Here is a 16,396-nt window from a genome sequence, read left to right as displayed (position 1 = left end):
GAGGAAACTCCGCTGCAGCACCACCCGGATCACCGCCGTCGTCCGTGCCGTCGTCGCACTCGAACTCGCCACCTGATCGAGATGGAAAAGGCTCACTGTGCCATCGGCACGGTCTTCCGCCGTCGGCTCGGGATGCCGACGGCACCGCCGGACTCCTCCGGCCCGCCCTCACTCACCGGCCCCCCTGGTCAGCTCCCCCCTGGGAGTGTGCTCCTCGTCCGGTGCGGACGGGCGCAGGCCTGTGAGGCCTACGCGGACGCCGGTGGTGAGATCCGCTTGGACAGTCGAAGCGCGTCGGGGCCGAAGACCCGGATGGCCAGCGTGGTCAGCAGCAACGCCGTAGGAGCGTCGTGCACGTGCCCTCCCCATGGGAAGTGGTAAATAGAGCGTTTGGAGAGCCGGAAACGTGCAGGCCGACCAACAAAAAATATTACGGTCAGTATCAGATCAAACGTTTTCAGTTACTGAACCGACAAGTGAACGAGAAGGATCAGGAAAGAACTGCTTACAGACACATGGTCTAGAAGTGGGAAACAGCGGAATGGGTGGCGCGGACGCAGCCGGGGACCGTAGTGCGCACAGTTGCTGCGTGTCGGCGAGGCCGCCGCGCCCGGCCCGCTGAGCGAGCGGCGGGCCCGTCGTCAGGAGTCGGCGATGGGGGTCGAAGCCGCGTAGCAGCGGCGTGGCCTACTGGGTGTAGCCGCGCACGGTGCACAACCGTGTCGCCGTAACTGCCGGATCAGCCAGGCCAGGCGAGCGGGTCAGGCAACATCAGGTGGCGTGGGTGCCGGCGCCGCGTCGGATGCGTCCGAGGAGGTCGCGGTGGTAGGCGGCGAGGCCACCGGGCGGGATGGGTGCGGGGCTGCCGGTGAGGGTGTACCACTCCTCCGCCCCGGTGTACTGGATGCTGACGCGGGCAGTCTGGCGGTCAGGCTGGAGGGTAGTGGCGACGGTGAGGTCGCCGGTGATGACGCCGACTTCGTCGGTCATGGCGCCGCCGGGCCCGGCGAGCACCCGGTCGATGTACTGGTCGATGCTGGGCGGGCAGGGACAGTGCCGCAGGTTAGGTGGCCGGTCGCGGTAGTGCCGCGAGGCGGGCGAAGGCATTGATGAGTTCGTGCCGCCAGGGCCAGGTCGCGGCGATCCGCAGGCGAAGGCGGCGGCCGCCGCGAGTCATGCGGGCGGCTGCGTGCAGCAGCCGGTAGAAGAGCTGATCGCGATGAAGTCCGAGAGCATGCGGCGCAGTGGGGCCATGTTGCGGGTACTCCGGTGTGCAGACTGTTCGAACCAGCCGCTCGGCGGGGGTCCGCCCGCCGATCGCCGGATGGCCCGACGAATGCCGGGCTTTCATGCTGGTGGCATAACACCTGCGCACGCGAGGAAGTTTCCTCGGCATGTCGTTGGTGGCGGGCGCCCTTTGCCTCGCCGTCGCACGCCCAGAAGTTCGCGATGCCACTGTGGACGCACTCGCCACGCGGGCCGTCGAATTGGGCCATTGAGCCACCCGGACACCTCCTCCTCGGACCCCACGATCCGATCTTCAAAAGATGTCCGCAAACGGGGGCAAACCCACCTGCACCGCCACCCCTCGGCCATGACCAGCAGCCGGACCCGCAACGGGAGCGCCACACCGATCCGCTGCTCGTCCGCGGTCGGGCTTGCGAGAACACGCGCTCGGCGAGGTCCGCCACGTACGACAGATAGCGGTGCAGGTGCGCAGATACGCGGCGACAGCGCCCCAGTGCCGGGCCATCATGAGCTCGACGGCCCGGGCTTCCCCGCGACCGGCCCATGCGGCGATCTCCCAGTCGGCAAGTCCCGAATCCGGCGGCACGCCCCTTTCCGAGCGCGGCCGCCGGAGCCGAAGGACATGTCACGCATCGCCTGTCACCATCGGGCCATGTTCGAGCACATCCGCTTCCTGATCAGCGGTCCCGAGGTGAACGCGGCTCCCCCACGAGGCGGCCCGTCACCGCGCGTGACGCGACGCCGGACGTACCCGTACGCGTATGGCCCTGCCTACGAAGAAGCCTCCCACGGCCAGGAATACCGCGGCACCACCGGCTACCTGGACCGCGGTGTCGTTGTCACTGCCAGTCGCGGCAAGCTCCTCGTCATGCTCGGGGCCAGCTGTCGCAACGTGGCCGGAACTACCGGTCTGGCCCTCCAGGTGTGCACCACTGCCCGGCCGCGAGGCGTCTGCAGCGGGGGCGGGAACCCCGTCCAGGCTGACGGCCACCGTCGCCTCGCCGTTCGCGGACGCGAGGACCTTGACCTCGACCTTGTGGGCCTTATCGGTCAGGGAGCGGCCTGCCGCTATCGCATCCCCGGCGGGCTTGTCCAAGCCGGCCGGGTGATCCGCCTTCGGTGCAAGCTCGACCATCTTGGCGTTGCTGTAGTCACCCTTCGGCACCCGGTAGGCGAAGACTCCCTGGAGCTGCTGGTCCAGGCTGCCGGACGGGCTTCGCAGCTCCACGACGAGCCGGTCCTCGCCAACCGGGATGTCGAGCGCTCGCACTCCGTCGCTGTGGGCGTGGAGCGGCGTCAGCCTGTAGGTACCGGACTTGGTGACCTTCGGCGCCTGCTTCCCGGTCAGCCACCCCGCCTTGATGAGCTCGGGCGCGGTGAGACCCATGCCAACGCCGCCGCCACCCATCGGCGTCTTGAAGCTGTTGTCAAGGGTGTCCTTGCAGGTCGCGAGGTCGGTGCCGGTGCACTTCGCCCGATCCTGGTGCTGAAATCCGAAGTTGTGGCCGAACTCATGAACAAGGACGGTCTGATCCGCGCCGCGCCCGTCGCTGAATATGGGCACCCAGCTCTTGCCGCCGCCCAGCGCGCCCAAGCCGCCGTAGCCGCAGTTGGCCACATCGCCCGGGAAGACGACCGAAAGGTGCTCGTAGTCGTCCCAGTCGAGCCCTTGCTTCGCAAGAGCGCCCTGGGTCTCGTCGAAGATCCTCGAGTTGTCGCAACCGGCCCCTGCTATCGGGAGGTCGATGGGCCCCATCACGCCCGCGTCGCCGGAGCCGGGCTCGAAGGTGGTGGCGCCCTTGGAGACCTCGTTGTAGTAGGAGGTCAAGGAGTGCTTCTTGCCGAAGTAGACGTCGTGGAGGGCAGCCCTGGTCTTCGCCGGATCCTTGAAGGAGCCGTCGGTGAAGTTCACCATCACGACCTGGAGCCGGCGATGATCCGGTCCGTCGGCCGCGGCGGCAGGCGTGGGGACTCCGGCGGCGAGCGCGGCTGAGGCGCAGGCGGCGGACAGGGCTAGAGCATGCCTGGACAGGCGCATGGTGTGGGGCTCCTTGCAGTCGAATGCTGAGTGTGTCTCAACCCCATGAAGCACCGTCGCGGCTACCGGTCCCGCTCCGTTATCGTGCCGTTATCTGACACTCGTCGAGTGGAGACAGTGAAGGCCGCACACCCGGCAGCACGGCGTCGGCGCAGGGCGGCGGTAGCAAGCCGGTCGGTTCCCGGAACGAGAGCCGGCATGACACGAACGCCTACCGCCGCTGTTGCAGCGCCCACGCCGCTCGCGACCCAGCCCGGCCAAGGCTCCCCCGGCATCCGTCGGCAAGGGCCCGTGCAGACTTCCCGCCGCCAGACTCGTTCGGCTGACCTGGGAGGAGCGTGGGTCCCCTGGAGAAGCCCATGACGAAGAACGGCTCCAACGCCCGCAAGGCCCGCATCCGCGCCCAGGCGGACGAGGCAGATATGACCTACCGCCAGGCCTCCCGGGCTCTGAACGACGAACGCGCTGCGTGGCTGGAGACGGCACGCGCTCTCTTCCACAGCCCGGAAGAACTCCGCGACACCCAAGAGATCTACTTGCTCGACCTGTCAGAGAAGGGGGCATGTCTCCCGGAGCTGGTAAAGGTCTGCCTGTATGCCCTCACTCTCCGTCTGGGCACCGGCACTCTGATCGACCCTCGCGGCGTGACCTGCACAGTGACTGAGTTGGCAGCGGCCACCAGCCTCTCGGACGCGGCGGTCGAAAACGCCCTCTACGTCGGTGAAGCACACGGCTGCATCAGAGGGACCAGTGACAAGGAGTACCGCCTGACCGTGCCCGGCGAGGACATCGGCATGTACGAATACTGGCTCCAGAAGCTGAAAGAGCCAGTGCGTGACACCGCGGTGTATCAACGGATGAAGGATCAGCTCGTTGCCGCGACGCGCTGAAGCGCATCTGACCGGCTGGGCTGGGTCCCCAACTTCGGGTAACAGCCCAGCCGGTGTGCCGCAGCGCAGCATTCGCACGGCGCGGTCAGTCAGCTGCGCAGCATCTACGGCTGGCAGGCGGTTGTCAAAAATCTCAGCACCTCAAACGACTCGTGTTTACCGTCATGGAGCATGAGTAAAGATCCGTGGGCCGAACTCGCTTGCTCCCTGGAGGGGCTCCGCGCCGCGTTCAACGACAGCTACGGGGCGAGCCACGGATTCCTCCCTGGCTCCCGGCGAGCGAAGAGTGCCAGCGAGACACCTTGGCAGGCTCCTGGGGAGCGCACCCAGTACGTGATGCCAACACACCCCGCTGTCATCCGTGTTCGTCATGCTCGATCACCTGGACAGCCTGGGACCCTGTTCAGGTCACCAGGAGGGATCACGGCCTCGCACACCGTCGCCCGAGCGACTCTCGACATCGCGATCGCCCAGTGGTTCCTTCTCGAGCCGGAGATCGGCGAACGGGAACGTGTGCGCCGCTACATGAACCTCCGACTTCAGAGCCTCAAAGAACAGACGCAGCTTGAGAACGGTGCAGAAACCACGGCCATCCGTGACCACGCCAAGAACCGCATCCGTCTCATCCTGGAAGCTGCCCGCGCACACCGCTTCGAGGTGCGCGGGGAACGCGACAAGTACAACCCGCCCTTTCTGGGCGAGCGGATGCCCCGTACGACCTCCCTGGCGGCACAGATCATCGCCAGAAGTTCCGGTGCTCGGGCCGCTCTTCTGGCGCCTCGGCTCGGCTGTAACGCACGGCCAGCAGCACGGCATCACTATGTTCTTCGAGAGCACCGACCAACTTGTCGACCCCGCGCACGGCGATGCTGCGGCACGGATGCAGGCAAGCTCCAAAGACACAGCCCTGCGGTGCGGGGGAGCCCCGCTGGCTGCGATCGCCGTCTTCCAGCGCCTGTTCGCCCAGTACGGCTGGGACACGGACAGACTCAGCACGGCGGTGTCGGATGTCATCAGGACGTGGCAGTCCATTGCGGGTGTCCAGGCACCTCGCGCACCTGACACCTTTCTTCAGCGGTAGGCCTTATACGTTGGCGCACGATTCCCCGCCGGGGAAGCACGGAGCCCTCCGTGCGTGCGGCGGCTTACCGTCGCGGGCTGCCGTGGCGGCCCGCCTGGCGGGCGCTCCCGGTAAAGATCTGGTGATGGCCTCCCGTCCGGCGGGAGGGAACCTTGATCACGCTTTTCTGCAGGTCAACGCCAAGGTTCTATGGCCCGATGATCAGCAAGGCGGAGGTCCGCCCGGGGAACGGGTGGAGCTACCTCTTCCGCGGCGTGATGGTCGGCGACGGCCACCGCCCTGCGGGCACGCCCCTGTACGCCGCCCAGGACGAAGCCGGTGTCCCACCCGGTGTCTGGAAGGGGCGGGGCCTGGCCGCAGTCGGCCTGGTGGCCGGGGAGGTGGTGACCGAGCGGCAGGCGGAACTGCTCCTGGGGGAAGGCCGGCACCCGGATGCCGACCGGATCGAGCGCGAGTGCCTGGAGGCGGGCGACGATCCGGCGAAGGCGCGGCGGGCGACCGTGCTGGGCAGGCCCATCGAGCACAACCGCTCGCCGAAGACCGAGAAGGCCAAGGAGCGGACGCCCTGGCTGGCTATGGACTTGGTGTTCCGGGCGCCGTCGACGGCGCACATCGCGTGGGCGCTCGGGGATGACGAGACCCGGCTGGTGCTGGAGCTGTGCCAGGACATCGCCAGGGACAAGGCGCTGGCGTGGTTTGAGGATTCGGTCGCGGAGATCCGCTGGCGGAGCGGCGGCAAGATCCGCAAGCCGATCAGGGATGGGCTGATCGTCGCGGTGTTCCGGCACTACGAGTCGAGAGCTACCGAGTCGAAGCCGCTGCTTCACGATCATGCGGTGGTGTCGATCCGTGCCCGGCGGCCGGACGACAAGGGGACGTGGGAGAACTTGTCGGCGGACTCGATGCTGGCCCACATTGTCGCGGCCGACACCCTCTACACCCTCTACTTCATGGAGGAGGTGTCCGCCCGGCTCGGGTGGGCCTGGGAGCCGCGCGAGGTGACGCCTGGCCGCCGGCCCGTCATGGAGATCGCCGGGATCGACCAGCGGCTCATCGGCTGGCAGTCGACCCGCCGCCAGCAGATCGAGGACGCGCTGTCCGTCCTCACGGCCGACTACGAGGAACGGCAGGGGCGCCCGCAGGGGGAGCAGGCCGCCTACGCGCTGGGCTGCCAGGCCGCCGACCAGACCCGCCCTGCGGAGCGCACGGAGCTGCTGTCGCTGACCGAGCTACGCGAGCGATGGCGCGCCTCAGCGATCCGGGCGTTCGGCGCCTGCACCATCTACAAGCTGGCGGAGCGGGCACGGGCGGCGGCCGCAGCGGTCTGGGCGCGGGTGCGGCCGGTGGTCGACGTCACCCTGGCCGCCGTAGACACCGTCGCCGTGGTGTACGTGATGCGCGGCGCGTTCAAGCGCCACCACCTGCTCGCCGAAGCCCGCGGCCACCTCTCCTACGTCCTGCGCGGCCGGCCCCACCAGGCGGGGCTGGACGAACAGATCGTGCAGACAGTCGTCGACGACTACACCCACCCCGTCGGGCGCGGCCTGAAGATGACCGCCGACCTGCGCGCCCTGTACCCGCGCGACACCGAGGACCAGGCCGTGCTGCGCCCGCTGACCCGGAAGCGGTCCGCGCCCCAGTACGAGCGGGCCCGCCTCGCCGCCGGCGCCCTGGCCACCCGGGTCCGCGCAGCGCGGCGTGCGGAGCGCCTGAGCTCCCGCACCCGGCCGCACGCCGTCGCCGCGCCCGCCGCCTCGAGGTCGCACCCGCGGCCGTTCCACTCCGCCCGGGAGGCCGGCCGCGTCCTGGAGCAGGAGACCGGCGTCGACACGGTGGAGCAGACCCGCCGGACCCTTGAGGCCGCCGCCGCCAAGCTCCAGGACGGCATCCGGGCGCGCGCCGTCGCCCACGGCCCCCGACCGCAGCCCGCCCCGGCGACGGCCCCGCCGCCGCACACCCAGCAGCCCGGCACCCAGCACACGCCGGGCCGGACCACAGGAGGAGTCGCGTGAGCACCCCGGAAGACCAACCCAGCCTTGATGACGCCCTCGCCCGCGCCCGCGCAGCCGCCAAGGACATATCCGCCGCGGTCGATGAGGACCAGGAGCCCGAGTCCGATGAGCTCCTGGTGTGGCAGCCGATCTGGAAGCGCCCCCGGAAGCCGAAGTCGAAGGCGGCGAAGAAGCAGGAGCTGCGCAAGCAGCGGCGGCGACTCCAGGACGCCGGGAAGCGCCGCCTCGCCGCCGCGCAGTCGCGCCGGCCCCGGTCCCGGCAGAACCGGATCGGCAACGCGGCCGCGCGCCGCGATGCCCGTGCCCTGTCCCGGGTGCGGCACTCCACCGCCTGGCTGTGGTGACGATGCCGGGCATCGTCCACCGAGTGGAGCCCACGATGTTCTGCATCCAGTGGCGATGCACGACATCGGGTGGAATCCACTCAGTGGACGCCACCCGATGGGATCCACCGAGTGGACTCCACTCCGTGCGCCGGACGACGATGCACGCCACGTGGTGCGCACCGCGATGTCCGCCACCGCATCCGGCGGCGCACCACCCGACGATGCCCGGCACTCTCGCGCGCGCCCGGTGCGCCGCACCGGTGTGCCCACCGCCGACCGACCCCTTGACCAGATGCGGCCGGTGGCGTGCTTGACCCCTTGACCAGGTCCGCTACCGAGGACGTTTCTCCTTGACACAGCCCGTTTCGGCTGGCGATCAGGTCGTGGTCAAGGGGGTGCGTGATAGGGGAGCCCGCCCGGCCGTGGCGCGCGCCAGGTGCGCTGCGGTGATGCCGATGGAACGCACCACGATGGGCGATGCGGTGTGGCGCGCGGCGGTGGCGCGCATCGGGTGCGCCTACACGACGGTCAGGCGCACCGGGTGCGAGCCGGCCGGTGCGGGGTGGGCATCGAGGGCCTGGCCCACTCCGACGGCCTCCAGCTGGCGCAGAGTGTCGGCGACGTCTTCGTGGTCCTCGGTGAGGAACTGCGCGGCGAAGTCGATGACGGCGCGGGCGATGCCTTCCGCCGTGTCCGGTCCGGCCTGCGCCCAGGTCCGCAGCGAGGTCACGAAGACGCGTCCGAGGGCCTCCAGGGCGAAGGTGTCAGCGCACGGCTCGCCCGCCTCCGGGCCGGGCAGCGCGGTGACGGGGACGACGATCCGTTCGACGACGTCGACGAGCAGCTCGGGCATCCGCGGCTCGCCGCTGGCGAACTCGCGGGCGGCTTCGGCGTCGTCGGCCTGGACGGCCCGGAGGTAGCTGAACGCGCTGATGGCCGCGTCCGGGGTCATCGGGGCGAGCGGCATGTTGGTGGTGGGCATGATGGCTCCTCACGTACGGGGCGCCGCGCCGATCGCGGCGGCTCATAAGCGATCTTCAGAGCAGACGCCTGTGGATAGATTTCGCGCACCGACGGTGAGTGGACTCGCCTGGCTGGCGCCTGCGTTGCCCCTTGTCCAGTTCCGCTACCTGCGACATTCCGCCCATTCCGGTGGGGAGAAATCTCCGTCCCGGCACGCTGCGCGACGCCCCGGGGGAAAAGCCGCTGCCGTCCGGGGCGTGCCGCTGGGAGACTGCGGGGATGACCACGCAGCGGCTGCCGTTCCCGGTCCCGGACGAACGCGCCCACTACTTCGTCGACAGCTACGCCGACATGCACGACCTCGTTGAGGACCTGGTCGTGCCCGTCGGCGCTCCCGGGGCCGCAGCGACCGTCCTGCGTACGGTCCGCGAGCTGCTGCGCCAGTCGTACTACTGCTACGAGTTCTCCACGGTGGCGGTCATGCACTCCCTGATCGCGGTGGAGATCGTGCTGCGCGACCGGATCCCGGACGCGGGCAAGAAGCCGCTGCACCAGCTCATCAAGCAGGGCGCCGCCGACGGGATCCTGACGGCACGGCAGGCGGAGTACCTCGACTATGGTCGGCAGATCCGCAACGGCATGGCGCGCGGCCAGACCACGCACGCGGTGATGCCACCGGCCATGGCGATCCCGATGGTGACGACCTCGTTCACGATCGTCTCCGAACTCTGCACCGCTGTCCTGTGACACGGAACCTGGACCGATTGCCATCGAGGTTGGACCGCTGTGCAGGCGGCAGAGGACTCCGATAGTGCAGGCTTTGGTGAATTCAGCAATCCGTGTACTGTCGTGGGTGTGCTGACTCTCGCTGCTGACATCGAGGTGCTGGCGCGGTTCGGCCGCGCCCTCGCCGACCCGATCCGCTGCCGGATTCTCCTCACCCTGCGCGAGGCGCCGGCCCACCCCGCCGACCTGGCCGACGCTCTGGAGATCTCCCGGACCCGGCTGTCGAACCACCTGGCGTGTCTGCGCGACTGCGGCCTTGTCGTCGCGGTGCCGGTGGGCCGGCGCACCCGCTACGAGCTCGCCGACGAACGCCTCGGTCACGCGCTGGACGACCTACGCACCGCCGTGGTCGCCGTCGAAACCGACAAGACGTGTGCGGACGCGGAGCAGAAGGGCTGCTGCTGATGACCGCGGAGATATCCGTCGGCATCGGCCCCTCCCCGGCCCGCCGCGACGTCCTCGCCAGGCGGATACGGCTGCTGGTCGCGGCCACCATCACCTACAACGTCATCGAAGCGGTCGTCGCGATCACCGCCGGGACGATCGCCTCCTCCACCGCGCTGATCGGCTTCGGGCTCGACTCCGTCATCGAGGTTTCCTCCGCCGCCGCGGTCGCCTGGCAGTTCTCCGCCTCCGACCACGCCACCCGAGAGGCGCGGGAGAAGCGGACGCTGCGGATCATCGCGGTGTCGTTCTTCGCGCTCGCCGCGTTCGTCGGCATCGACGCTGTCCGCGCGTTGGCCGGCACCGGCGAGGCCGAACGCTCCATCCCCGGCATCGTCATCGCCGCCCTCTCCCTCGCGGTCATGCCGTTCCTGTCCGCCGCCCAGCGCCGGGCCGGACGCGAACTCGGCTCCGCCAGCGCGGTCGCCGACTCCAAGCAGACCCTGCTGTGCACGTACCTGTCCGCCGTGCTCCTTGTCGGCCTGGTCCTCAATGCCACCCTCGGCTGGTCCTGGGCCGATCCCATCGCCGCCCTCGTCATCGCCGCCATCGCCGTCAAGGAAGGCCGCGACGCCTGGCAGGGCATGGGCTGCTGCGCGGCCCCGGCCGCGGCGGTGCCGCCTGCCGGTGCCGAGCAGAGCGACACCTGCGGGTGCCGCCCCGGCTGCGACTGCTGCGGCTGAACCGCGCCCACCGAACACAGCGGGCTCCGGCGAGCACACCGTCGGGGCCCGCTGCTGTCCATGGGGCACGGGCACGAACCGACATCGGATGCTCGGAGACCGGGGTCCTAAGCTGACCCGGGCATTGGCCGTGGATTGGAACAGGAAGGCGCTGCGGCGTGGCAAACACCGAAAACGACCTGGCGGGCGCGCAGCGCGAGCACTGGCAGGGCACCTACGCCGCCCACCCGGGCATGTACGGCGAGCAGCCCTCCGCGCCCGCAGTCCATGCTGCGGAGATGTTCAGGGCCGCCGGCGCGCGTGAGGTGCTGGAGCTCGGTGCCGGCCATGGCCGGGACGCCCTCTACTTCGCTCGCGAAGGCTTCACCGTGCAGGCCACCGACTTCAGCCCCGTCGGCCTGGAGCAGCTGCGGGAGGCCGCTCACGCCCAGGGCGTCGCGGAGCAAGTCACCACCGCCGTCCATGACGTCCGCGAGGCGCTGCCGCTTCCGGACGGCTCCGTGGACGCCGTGTTCGCGCACATGCTGCTCTGCATGGCGCTGTCCACCCGGGAGATTCACGCGGCGGTGGGCGAGATCCGCCGCGTCCTGCGGCCCGGCGGCGTGCTCGTCTACACCGTCCGGCACACGGGCGACGCCCACTACGGCGCGGGCACCGCGCACGGCGACGACATCTACGAGCACGGCGGCTTCGCCGTCCACTTCTTCGACCGCGCCCTGGTCGACGCCCTCGCCGACGGCTGGACCCTGAACGAGGTCCACGCCTTCGAGGAGGGCGACCTGCCCCGCCGCCTGTGGCGCGTCACCCAGACCCTGCCCCGGTGACCCCCAAGCCGATACCCGCCGCGGACATCACCGTCGACGGCACCGGCCTGCTCCGTGTGACACTCCTGCTCCGCCTCCGCGCCCGCATCGCCACCGCCGGACCCGGCACGGTCGTCCATGTCCTCGCCACCGACCCGGCCGCCCCCCTCGATCTCCCGGCCTGGTGCCACATGACCGGGCACGAATACCTCGGGCCTGTCCCCGGCGGCCGGCCGGTGTACGCGCTGCGGCTCGCCCCCGACGCCGTCCCCACCCGACCCGACGCGCCCTGACACCGGCGAAGGGGAAGAAGTCCACTCCCACGGCCGGGAAGGTGCGGGCCGATGCGCTGCGGATGCTGGGGTGCGTGCGGATAGCCACGGTGCGGCAGATGGCTGAGGTGATCACGGCGGAGGATGCCGACGGCCGGTCGTACGTGCGTAGGGCGATGAACAGGCTGGCGGAGCTGGGGCTGGCGGAGACGAACGGCAAGGACGGAGGGCACTCGATCTGGAACCTGACTCCGGCGGGGCAGAAGGCTCTGGCCGACGGCAACGAGCTGCCTGCCCGACCGAAGGCCGGCACTGGAGCGAAGGCGGTGAAGGCCGGGTTCGGTCCGCACGGCGTCGCGGTGACGGACATGATCCTCGCCTACGGCGGCCGCAAGCACCTGACCGACTGGCAGGTGGAGGTCAACCACGCCATCAAGGAGACCGGCCTGAGCTTCAACACCGATGCAGTCCTGGCCCTGCCGACGAAGACCAGCGAGGTGCGCCTCTTCGAGCTCGACAACGGCACCATGTCACAGGCCCGGCTCGCCAAGGAGGTCTGGGATTACGAGCGCTACGCCGGGCACCGCGTCTGGGAAGCCGCCCGCGGCACGATCGGCAACACGTTCCCGTTCTGGCAGCGCCACCGCTACACCCGCTCCCAGACCTTCCCGCGGCTGCATGTCGTCCTGGCGGGCAAGGAGGAGCACCTGCTCGACAACCGCCTGGAGGCGCTCGCCGACGACGTGAAGGCCATCGCCGTCGCGGTGTGGGTGAACACCCTGCCCCGGCTCCAGCGCGGCGAACCCTGGTACGAGATCGGCGTCGACGACCCGGACCGGCGCCGCGCCCGATACCCCGAACCGGCAGGGCGCTGACGGCAGCGCAGCTCGCCCAGCACGCACGGCCGACCGGAGACCTCGCCCGTTCGAGGGAATGGGCGGCTCGTGGCTTCGGCCGCTGCGCTCGCGCCGGTTAGCATCCTGCCCGGCTAGTGGCGTACTGCCGATCACCGCCCGCGTCCGGAGCCACGCCGCCGGGCGCGGAGGTCAAGGTCCTGCGGGGCCCGCCCCTTCCCGTTCTTGCGTTCCGTCGTGTCTACGGCAGTCGTACGAGCCTGTGTCGGGGGCGTGGCCCGGCACGGCCAAGGAGTACGTCATGCCGAAGAACCAGTCCACCGCCGCGCAGAGCGCCCGCCGGGCGAGCCGGAACGGGAACAAGTACACCGAAGCCCTGCGCCGCGCCAGGACAGGCGATGCGCCGCACGCACCGCACGTCCTGCGGTTCCTGGCTGAGCGCTCGGGGAACCTCTACCACCTGGCCGGCGGGATCGCGGCGGCTTGGGCGCACAGCGGACAGCGGGTCCTGCTCCTCGAGGAAGCCGAGGACTACTGGCGCTGGACCATGAGCGGCGTGGGTCGCCGCCGGGGCCGCCGCAAGAAGGAGATCGAGCCGGCCACCCCGCCGGAGCCGACGACCAGCACGCTGTGGGCCTCGCCGGACGGCCCTGGCCTCCTGACACGCCATACCTGCATGTGGGAGGCCCGCCACCCCACACAGGAGAGCGACCGCGGCTTCCCCCGCACCGACCGCAGCCCGCTCACGGCGGCGGTGGCCGACGCCCTCGACGTCTACGACGTGATCGTCCTCCTGCCGAGGCACTGGTCCTACCCCGACCGGGAGACCGCGACAGCGCACGTCGTTCTCGGGGAGATCGACATCTTCCCGCACACCGACTGCAGGACCGCGCTCCCCGGCCCCAGGGGCGAAGAGAAGGGTGTCCCACTGAGCCCCGAGCAGAGCGCGGCGGTTCTGCGCGAGCGCTGTCTGGGCTTCCTCTTCGGATTTCCGCATCTGCCCATCCAGCTGGACGGGGTGATCTGGCAGTCGAGCGGGGAGCTGCCCGTCGACGCGGACTACCTGGCGGGCGTCGACCGGGACATGAACCGCGCCGGACTCCGCCCCCTGGGCTGGACGATCACCGGGCGCCTGCCTGCCCCGCACAAGCAGCTGCCCGAGCCCGACCAGTTGAAGGACCCCTCCTTCGTCCAGCGGTACCAGCCCATCGCGGGACGCCTGCGCACAGCACTGGACGCCCGTCCAGCCAGCAGGAACTGACCTGGGAAGGCTGGCCCGCCCCCTGGCCCGCGGGCCAGCCCTCAGGCGTTCTCGTTCCTTTGTGGGCGTAGTCGTTGTCAGCCTGCCGCGACGTCGCGTAGTTCCCGTACAGCGCGCTCGCGGTGGTGTTGAGCGGGGATCGCCTCGTACACGACGACGGCCCGCTCCGGGTGGGAGCGGGCCGCAATCTGGTGGCACCGGTTAGGCCGTGTGCTTCCGGTCGAGCAGCATCACGGCATACAGCGGGGAGTCCGGGAACGGCTGGCGCTCGCCGACCTTCCTGTATCCCCAGCCCTCGTACATCGCCTGGAGCCGGGCCGCTTGGTGTCCACCGTGAGCACGGCCAGGGCTTCGGGCCGGTCGGCGAGCAGCGCGGTGTGCAGCCGCTGCCCGAGACCCTGCTTGCGCCATTTCGGCCTGAGCATTAGTTCCGAGACGGAGAACGTCGACGGGTCGGCCGGCTCTTCGGCCAGGTACTCACGCCACCATTCGCGGCCTGGCTCGCCTGGCGCCCCGTAGGTGAACCCGATGGGTTCACCGCCCGCGTAGGCGACCACGCACGCGAATCCTTCACGCCCGCCCCAGTGGTCCACGAACCAGGGGAAGCGCTGTACGAACTCTTCGTGCCGCCGCTCGAAGTAGGCGTCTGCGTGGACGTCGAGCAGGGTCTGCCGGATGTCGGGCAGGTCGTTGTGTCCGTAGCGGCGCAGGTCGATGGCGGGTGCCGTGGTCACGCGGGGCTCCATTCGGATCGGTAACGGTCGGCCCACTCGCGCGCCACGGTGGTGGAGGGCGCGAGCGTGAGGAGATCACGGTAGAAGTCGCCCAGCAGGACGCGCAGTCGGCCGGGCAGGGGGCTTCCGGACATCACGGTGAAGCGTCCTCGGTCGTGGCGCAGGCTTGTTCGGCGTCGCCCTGGTGGAGCTGGGCGATGGCGAGGTCCACGGTGGTCATGGCGCGGTTGCCCCGGTAGGCAGCCGGGAGCGCGGACAGGGCGCGGTGTGAGGCTGCTTCTGCCTCCGCGGGCTGGCCGAGACGGCTGCGGACGATCCCGGTCAGGGCGTGCAGTTCTGCGGGCCCGTAGAAGGCGATCCAGGACGGACGGGGGCGTTCCTCGGCTCGTACCAGGGCCTCTTCGGCGTATCCGATCGAGCGGAGGGCGGCCTGCCGGTCGCCCCGGTAGGCGTGCCCGATTGCGGCACGGGCGTGCGCGAGGGATCCGAACAGCGGATCGCGGCGCGTGATCGCGCAGGCGGCCTGTGCTGCTGCGACACCTTCGGCGTGGTGACCGAGTTGGTGCGCAAGGATGGAGGTGGAGTTCCACACTCGCATCAGTGCCACGGGGTCCTGTGACAGCCCGGCCAGCCTCAGCGCCGGCGCTGTCACGTTGTTGGGCGGGTAGATGTCTGATGGTGCGTCGTGGCGTGGTGGAGCCCGGTTCCGGGCTGTGCTCAGGCCGCGATGGCGAGGTTGGCGACGCCGGTGATCTGTTCCCAGATTGCGAAGCGGACGGTCATCTTGGCTCGGTAGTCGTGTGCGGGCATCAGGTGGCGGCGGGGCCGGAAGTGGGGCGAGATGCCGTTGAACGCGGACAGGAACCGCTGGGCCCCGCCCACCGAGCGGAAGCCCTTCATCGCGCGTTCACGCTGCCTCGTTGGCTGGTGGCTGTTCTCCGCCCGGTTGTTCAGGTACTTCGACTGCCGGTGCTCGACAAAGGGCATGGCCTCGCGGTGGGCGGCGCCGTAGGGGCGGAGCTTGTCGGTGACGATCATCCGTGGTACCGCACCCGTGTTTCTCAGCAGGCGGCGGAAGAATCGCCTGGCCGCGGCGGTGTCCCGCCGGTTCTGTGCGAGGATGTCGAGCACCATCCCGTCCTGGTCGACAGCCCGCCACAGGTACTTCTGCTCACCGTTGATCTTGATGAGCACCTCGTCCAGATGCCATTTGTCCCCGGGCCGGGGCCAGCGGCGACGCAACTCGCGGGCATAGGCCGGGCCGAACTTCACACACCAGCGGCGGACCGTCTCGTAGGAGACGACGATCCCGCGCTCGAGCATGAGCTCCTCGACCTCGCGGAACGACAGGGGGAAGCGTACAGCCACACGCAGTGGGAGATGACCTCGACCGGGTACCGGTGCCCCTTGTACGACAGCGACGCGCTCCCCACGGACGCCCCCTCCCAGCCTGATCGACCCGAAGATCATCCCACCGGCCAGCCAACGTGACAGCGCCGTTGAAGAGGCGTTGTGCGTACGCCGGGGGGAGATGCACGGTCAGACGCCGGAAGCGCCCGTCGTCGGTGGTGCCGATGGGTGCGGTGTAGCCGAAGCGGGCCCGGGTTTCCACGGTGATCCCGCCGGTGGTGGCGGCCTGTTTCCGGCGACGTCTGCGGACCTGGGGTTGCCAGCGCGCCCGTACGGCCGCGTCGATCCGTTCGGCGATGCCCTGGGTCGGGTGCTTGCGCTCGCCCTTGCGGTAACGCTCCACCGAACGCTGGCTGACCCCGATCTCCTGGGCAACGGCTTTGGTCGTCTTGAGCTGCTTCATCAGGAAGTTGATGCGTGCCTGGAGGCTCTTGGGCGGCTGGCGGGTGAAGCTCTCCCGGTCGGCGCGTTCGATGGCGTCGTCGATCTCTCCCACAGCGCCTACTCTCCTTCGTCCAGGACGGCGTCGCCGCCCTTGATGTGGCGGGCGGGGTTGTAGCCCTTCTCCATGAGGTCGACCGCCCACAGCAT

The 16,396-nt window shown here is 69.8% G+C and carries 16 protein-coding genes and 4 pseudogenes; 10 read left to right on the top strand and 10 right to left on the bottom strand.

The window, feature by feature from the left end; translation table 11 throughout:
* Positions 1–771: 771 nt before the first annotated feature.
* The 3 genes and pseudogenes from ACZ7L0_RS41690 to ACZ7L0_RS41680 form a co-directional block, all read right to left on the bottom strand.
* Positions 772–1,107 carry a hypothetical protein gene (locus ACZ7L0_RS41690; RefSeq protein ID WP_471247806.1) on the bottom strand — a complete coding sequence of 112 codons (336 nt, stop codon included), beginning with the start codon at positions 1,105–1,107 and terminating at the stop codon, positions 772–774.
* Positions 1,064–1,213: pseudogene (locus ACZ7L0_RS41685) on the bottom strand (IS1380 family transposase); the annotation flags it as partial. The gene ACZ7L0_RS41690 and the pseudogene ACZ7L0_RS41685, both read right to left, overlap by 44 nt.
* A 756-nt stretch (positions 1,214–1,969) precedes the next feature.
* Positions 1,970–3,286 (bottom strand): metallopeptidase domain-containing protein, encoded by a 1,317-nt coding sequence (locus ACZ7L0_RS41680; protein WP_471247805.1) that lies wholly within the window; start codon positions 3,284–3,286, stop codon positions 1,970–1,972.
* A gap of 359 nt (positions 3,287–3,645) precedes the next feature.
* On the opposite strand from ACZ7L0_RS41680, the gene ACZ7L0_RS41675 reads away from it, so the two are divergent.
* Positions 3,646–4,176 carry a hypothetical protein gene (locus ACZ7L0_RS41675; RefSeq protein ID WP_471247804.1) on the top strand — a complete coding sequence of 177 codons (531 nt, stop codon included), beginning with the start codon at positions 3,646–3,648 and terminating at the stop codon, positions 4,174–4,176.
* 408 nt (positions 4,177–4,584) lie between these two features.
* On the opposite strand, the gene ACZ7L0_RS41670 is transcribed toward ACZ7L0_RS41675, so the two are convergent.
* Entirely contained in the window at positions 4,585–5,013 is a 429-nt protein-coding gene (locus tag ACZ7L0_RS41670; RefSeq protein ID WP_471247803.1) for a hypothetical protein, read from the bottom strand.
* Between the two features lie 441 nt (positions 5,014–5,454).
* Here ACZ7L0_RS41670 and mobF point away from each other — a divergent pair, with 441 nt between their 5' ends.
* Positions 5,455–7,269 (top strand): MobF family relaxase, encoded by a 1,815-nt coding sequence (gene mobF, locus ACZ7L0_RS41665; protein ID WP_471247802.1) that lies wholly within the window; start codon positions 5,455–5,457, stop codon positions 7,267–7,269.
* Positions 7,266–7,613: a hypothetical protein gene (locus ACZ7L0_RS41660; RefSeq protein ID WP_471247801.1), complete on the top strand. Its 348-nt coding sequence runs from the start codon at positions 7,266–7,268 to the stop codon at positions 7,611–7,613. Before mobF ends, ACZ7L0_RS41660 begins: the two co-directional genes overlap by 4 nt.
* Positions 7,614–8,112: 499 nt before the next feature.
* On the opposite strand, the gene ACZ7L0_RS41655 is transcribed toward ACZ7L0_RS41660, so the two are convergent.
* Positions 8,113–8,577: a hypothetical protein gene (locus ACZ7L0_RS41655; protein WP_471247800.1), complete on the bottom strand. Its 465-nt coding sequence runs from the start codon at positions 8,575–8,577 to the stop codon at positions 8,113–8,115.
* Positions 8,578–8,837: 260 nt separating this feature from the next.
* On the opposite strand from ACZ7L0_RS41655, the gene ACZ7L0_RS41650 reads away from it, so the two are divergent.
* From ACZ7L0_RS41650 to ACZ7L0_RS41620, 7 genes are all read left to right on the top strand, one after another.
* Positions 8,838–9,305, top strand: a complete 468-nt coding sequence (locus ACZ7L0_RS41650; protein ID WP_471247799.1) for a hypothetical protein — start codon at positions 8,838–8,840, stop codon at positions 9,303–9,305.
* A 108-nt stretch (positions 9,306–9,413) separates the two neighbouring features.
* On the top strand, positions 9,414–9,749 hold the full coding sequence (locus ACZ7L0_RS41645; RefSeq protein ID WP_356685786.1) for an ArsR/SmtB family transcription factor: 336 nt from the start codon (positions 9,414–9,416) through the stop codon (positions 9,747–9,749).
* Complete coding sequence (locus ACZ7L0_RS41640; protein WP_471247798.1) at positions 9,749–10,471, top strand: cation efflux transmembrane domain-containing protein; 723 nt, start codon at positions 9,749–9,751, stop codon at positions 10,469–10,471. The genes ACZ7L0_RS41645 and ACZ7L0_RS41640 overlap by 1 nt, the downstream gene beginning before the upstream one ends.
* A gap of 158 nt (positions 10,472–10,629) precedes the next feature.
* Complete coding sequence (locus ACZ7L0_RS41635; protein WP_356685790.1) at positions 10,630–11,295, top strand: class I SAM-dependent methyltransferase; 666 nt, start codon at positions 10,630–10,632, stop codon at positions 11,293–11,295.
* Positions 11,292–11,567: a sulfurtransferase TusA family protein gene (locus tag ACZ7L0_RS41630; RefSeq protein ID WP_471247797.1), complete on the top strand. Its 276-nt coding sequence runs from the start codon at positions 11,292–11,294 to the stop codon at positions 11,565–11,567. The genes ACZ7L0_RS41635 and ACZ7L0_RS41630 overlap by 4 nt, the downstream gene beginning before the upstream one ends.
* 62 nt (positions 11,568–11,629) lie before the next feature.
* A complete protein-coding gene (locus tag ACZ7L0_RS41625; protein ID WP_471247813.1) occupies positions 11,630–12,421 on the top strand; it encodes a replication-relaxation family protein in 792 nt (263 codons plus the stop codon).
* Positions 12,422–12,701: 280 nt separating this feature from the next.
* The gene (locus ACZ7L0_RS41620) at positions 12,702–13,661 is read left to right on the top strand and encodes a hypothetical protein (RefSeq protein ID WP_471247796.1); all 960 of its coding nucleotides are present in this window, start codon (positions 12,702–12,704) and stop codon (positions 13,659–13,661) included.
* Between the two features lie 201 nt (positions 13,662–13,862).
* Here the strand turns inward: ACZ7L0_RS41620 and ACZ7L0_RS41615 are convergent.
* The 5 genes and pseudogenes from ACZ7L0_RS41615 to tpg all read right to left on the bottom strand — a co-directional run.
* Positions 13,863–14,407, bottom strand: a pseudogene (locus ACZ7L0_RS41615) (GNAT family N-acetyltransferase).
* The gene (locus tag ACZ7L0_RS41610) at positions 14,392–14,529 is read right to left on the bottom strand and encodes a hypothetical protein (protein ID WP_471247795.1); all 138 of its coding nucleotides are present in this window, start codon (positions 14,527–14,529) and stop codon (positions 14,392–14,394) included. The pseudogene ACZ7L0_RS41615 and the gene ACZ7L0_RS41610 overlap by 16 nt, the downstream one beginning before the upstream one ends.
* The gene (locus ACZ7L0_RS41605) at positions 14,529–15,002 is read right to left on the bottom strand and encodes a hypothetical protein (RefSeq protein ID WP_471247794.1); all 474 of its coding nucleotides are present in this window, start codon (positions 15,000–15,002) and stop codon (positions 14,529–14,531) included. The genes ACZ7L0_RS41610 and ACZ7L0_RS41605 overlap by 1 nt, the downstream gene beginning before the upstream one ends.
* Before the next feature lie 110 nt (positions 15,003–15,112).
* A pseudogene (locus ACZ7L0_RS41600) lies at positions 15,113–15,828 on the bottom strand (IS6 family transposase).
* A gap of 65 nt (positions 15,829–15,893) precedes the next feature.
* A pseudogene (gene tpg, locus ACZ7L0_RS41595) lies at positions 15,894–16,301 on the bottom strand (telomere-protecting terminal protein Tpg); the annotation flags it as partial.
* Between the last annotated feature and the right edge of the window lie 95 nt (positions 16,302–16,396).

It is taken from the genome of Streptomyces sp. NPDC039424 (assembly GCF_055639495.1).
Note: the sequence above shows the minus strand (reverse complement) of the source record. Positions and strands in the feature narration are given on the sequence as shown.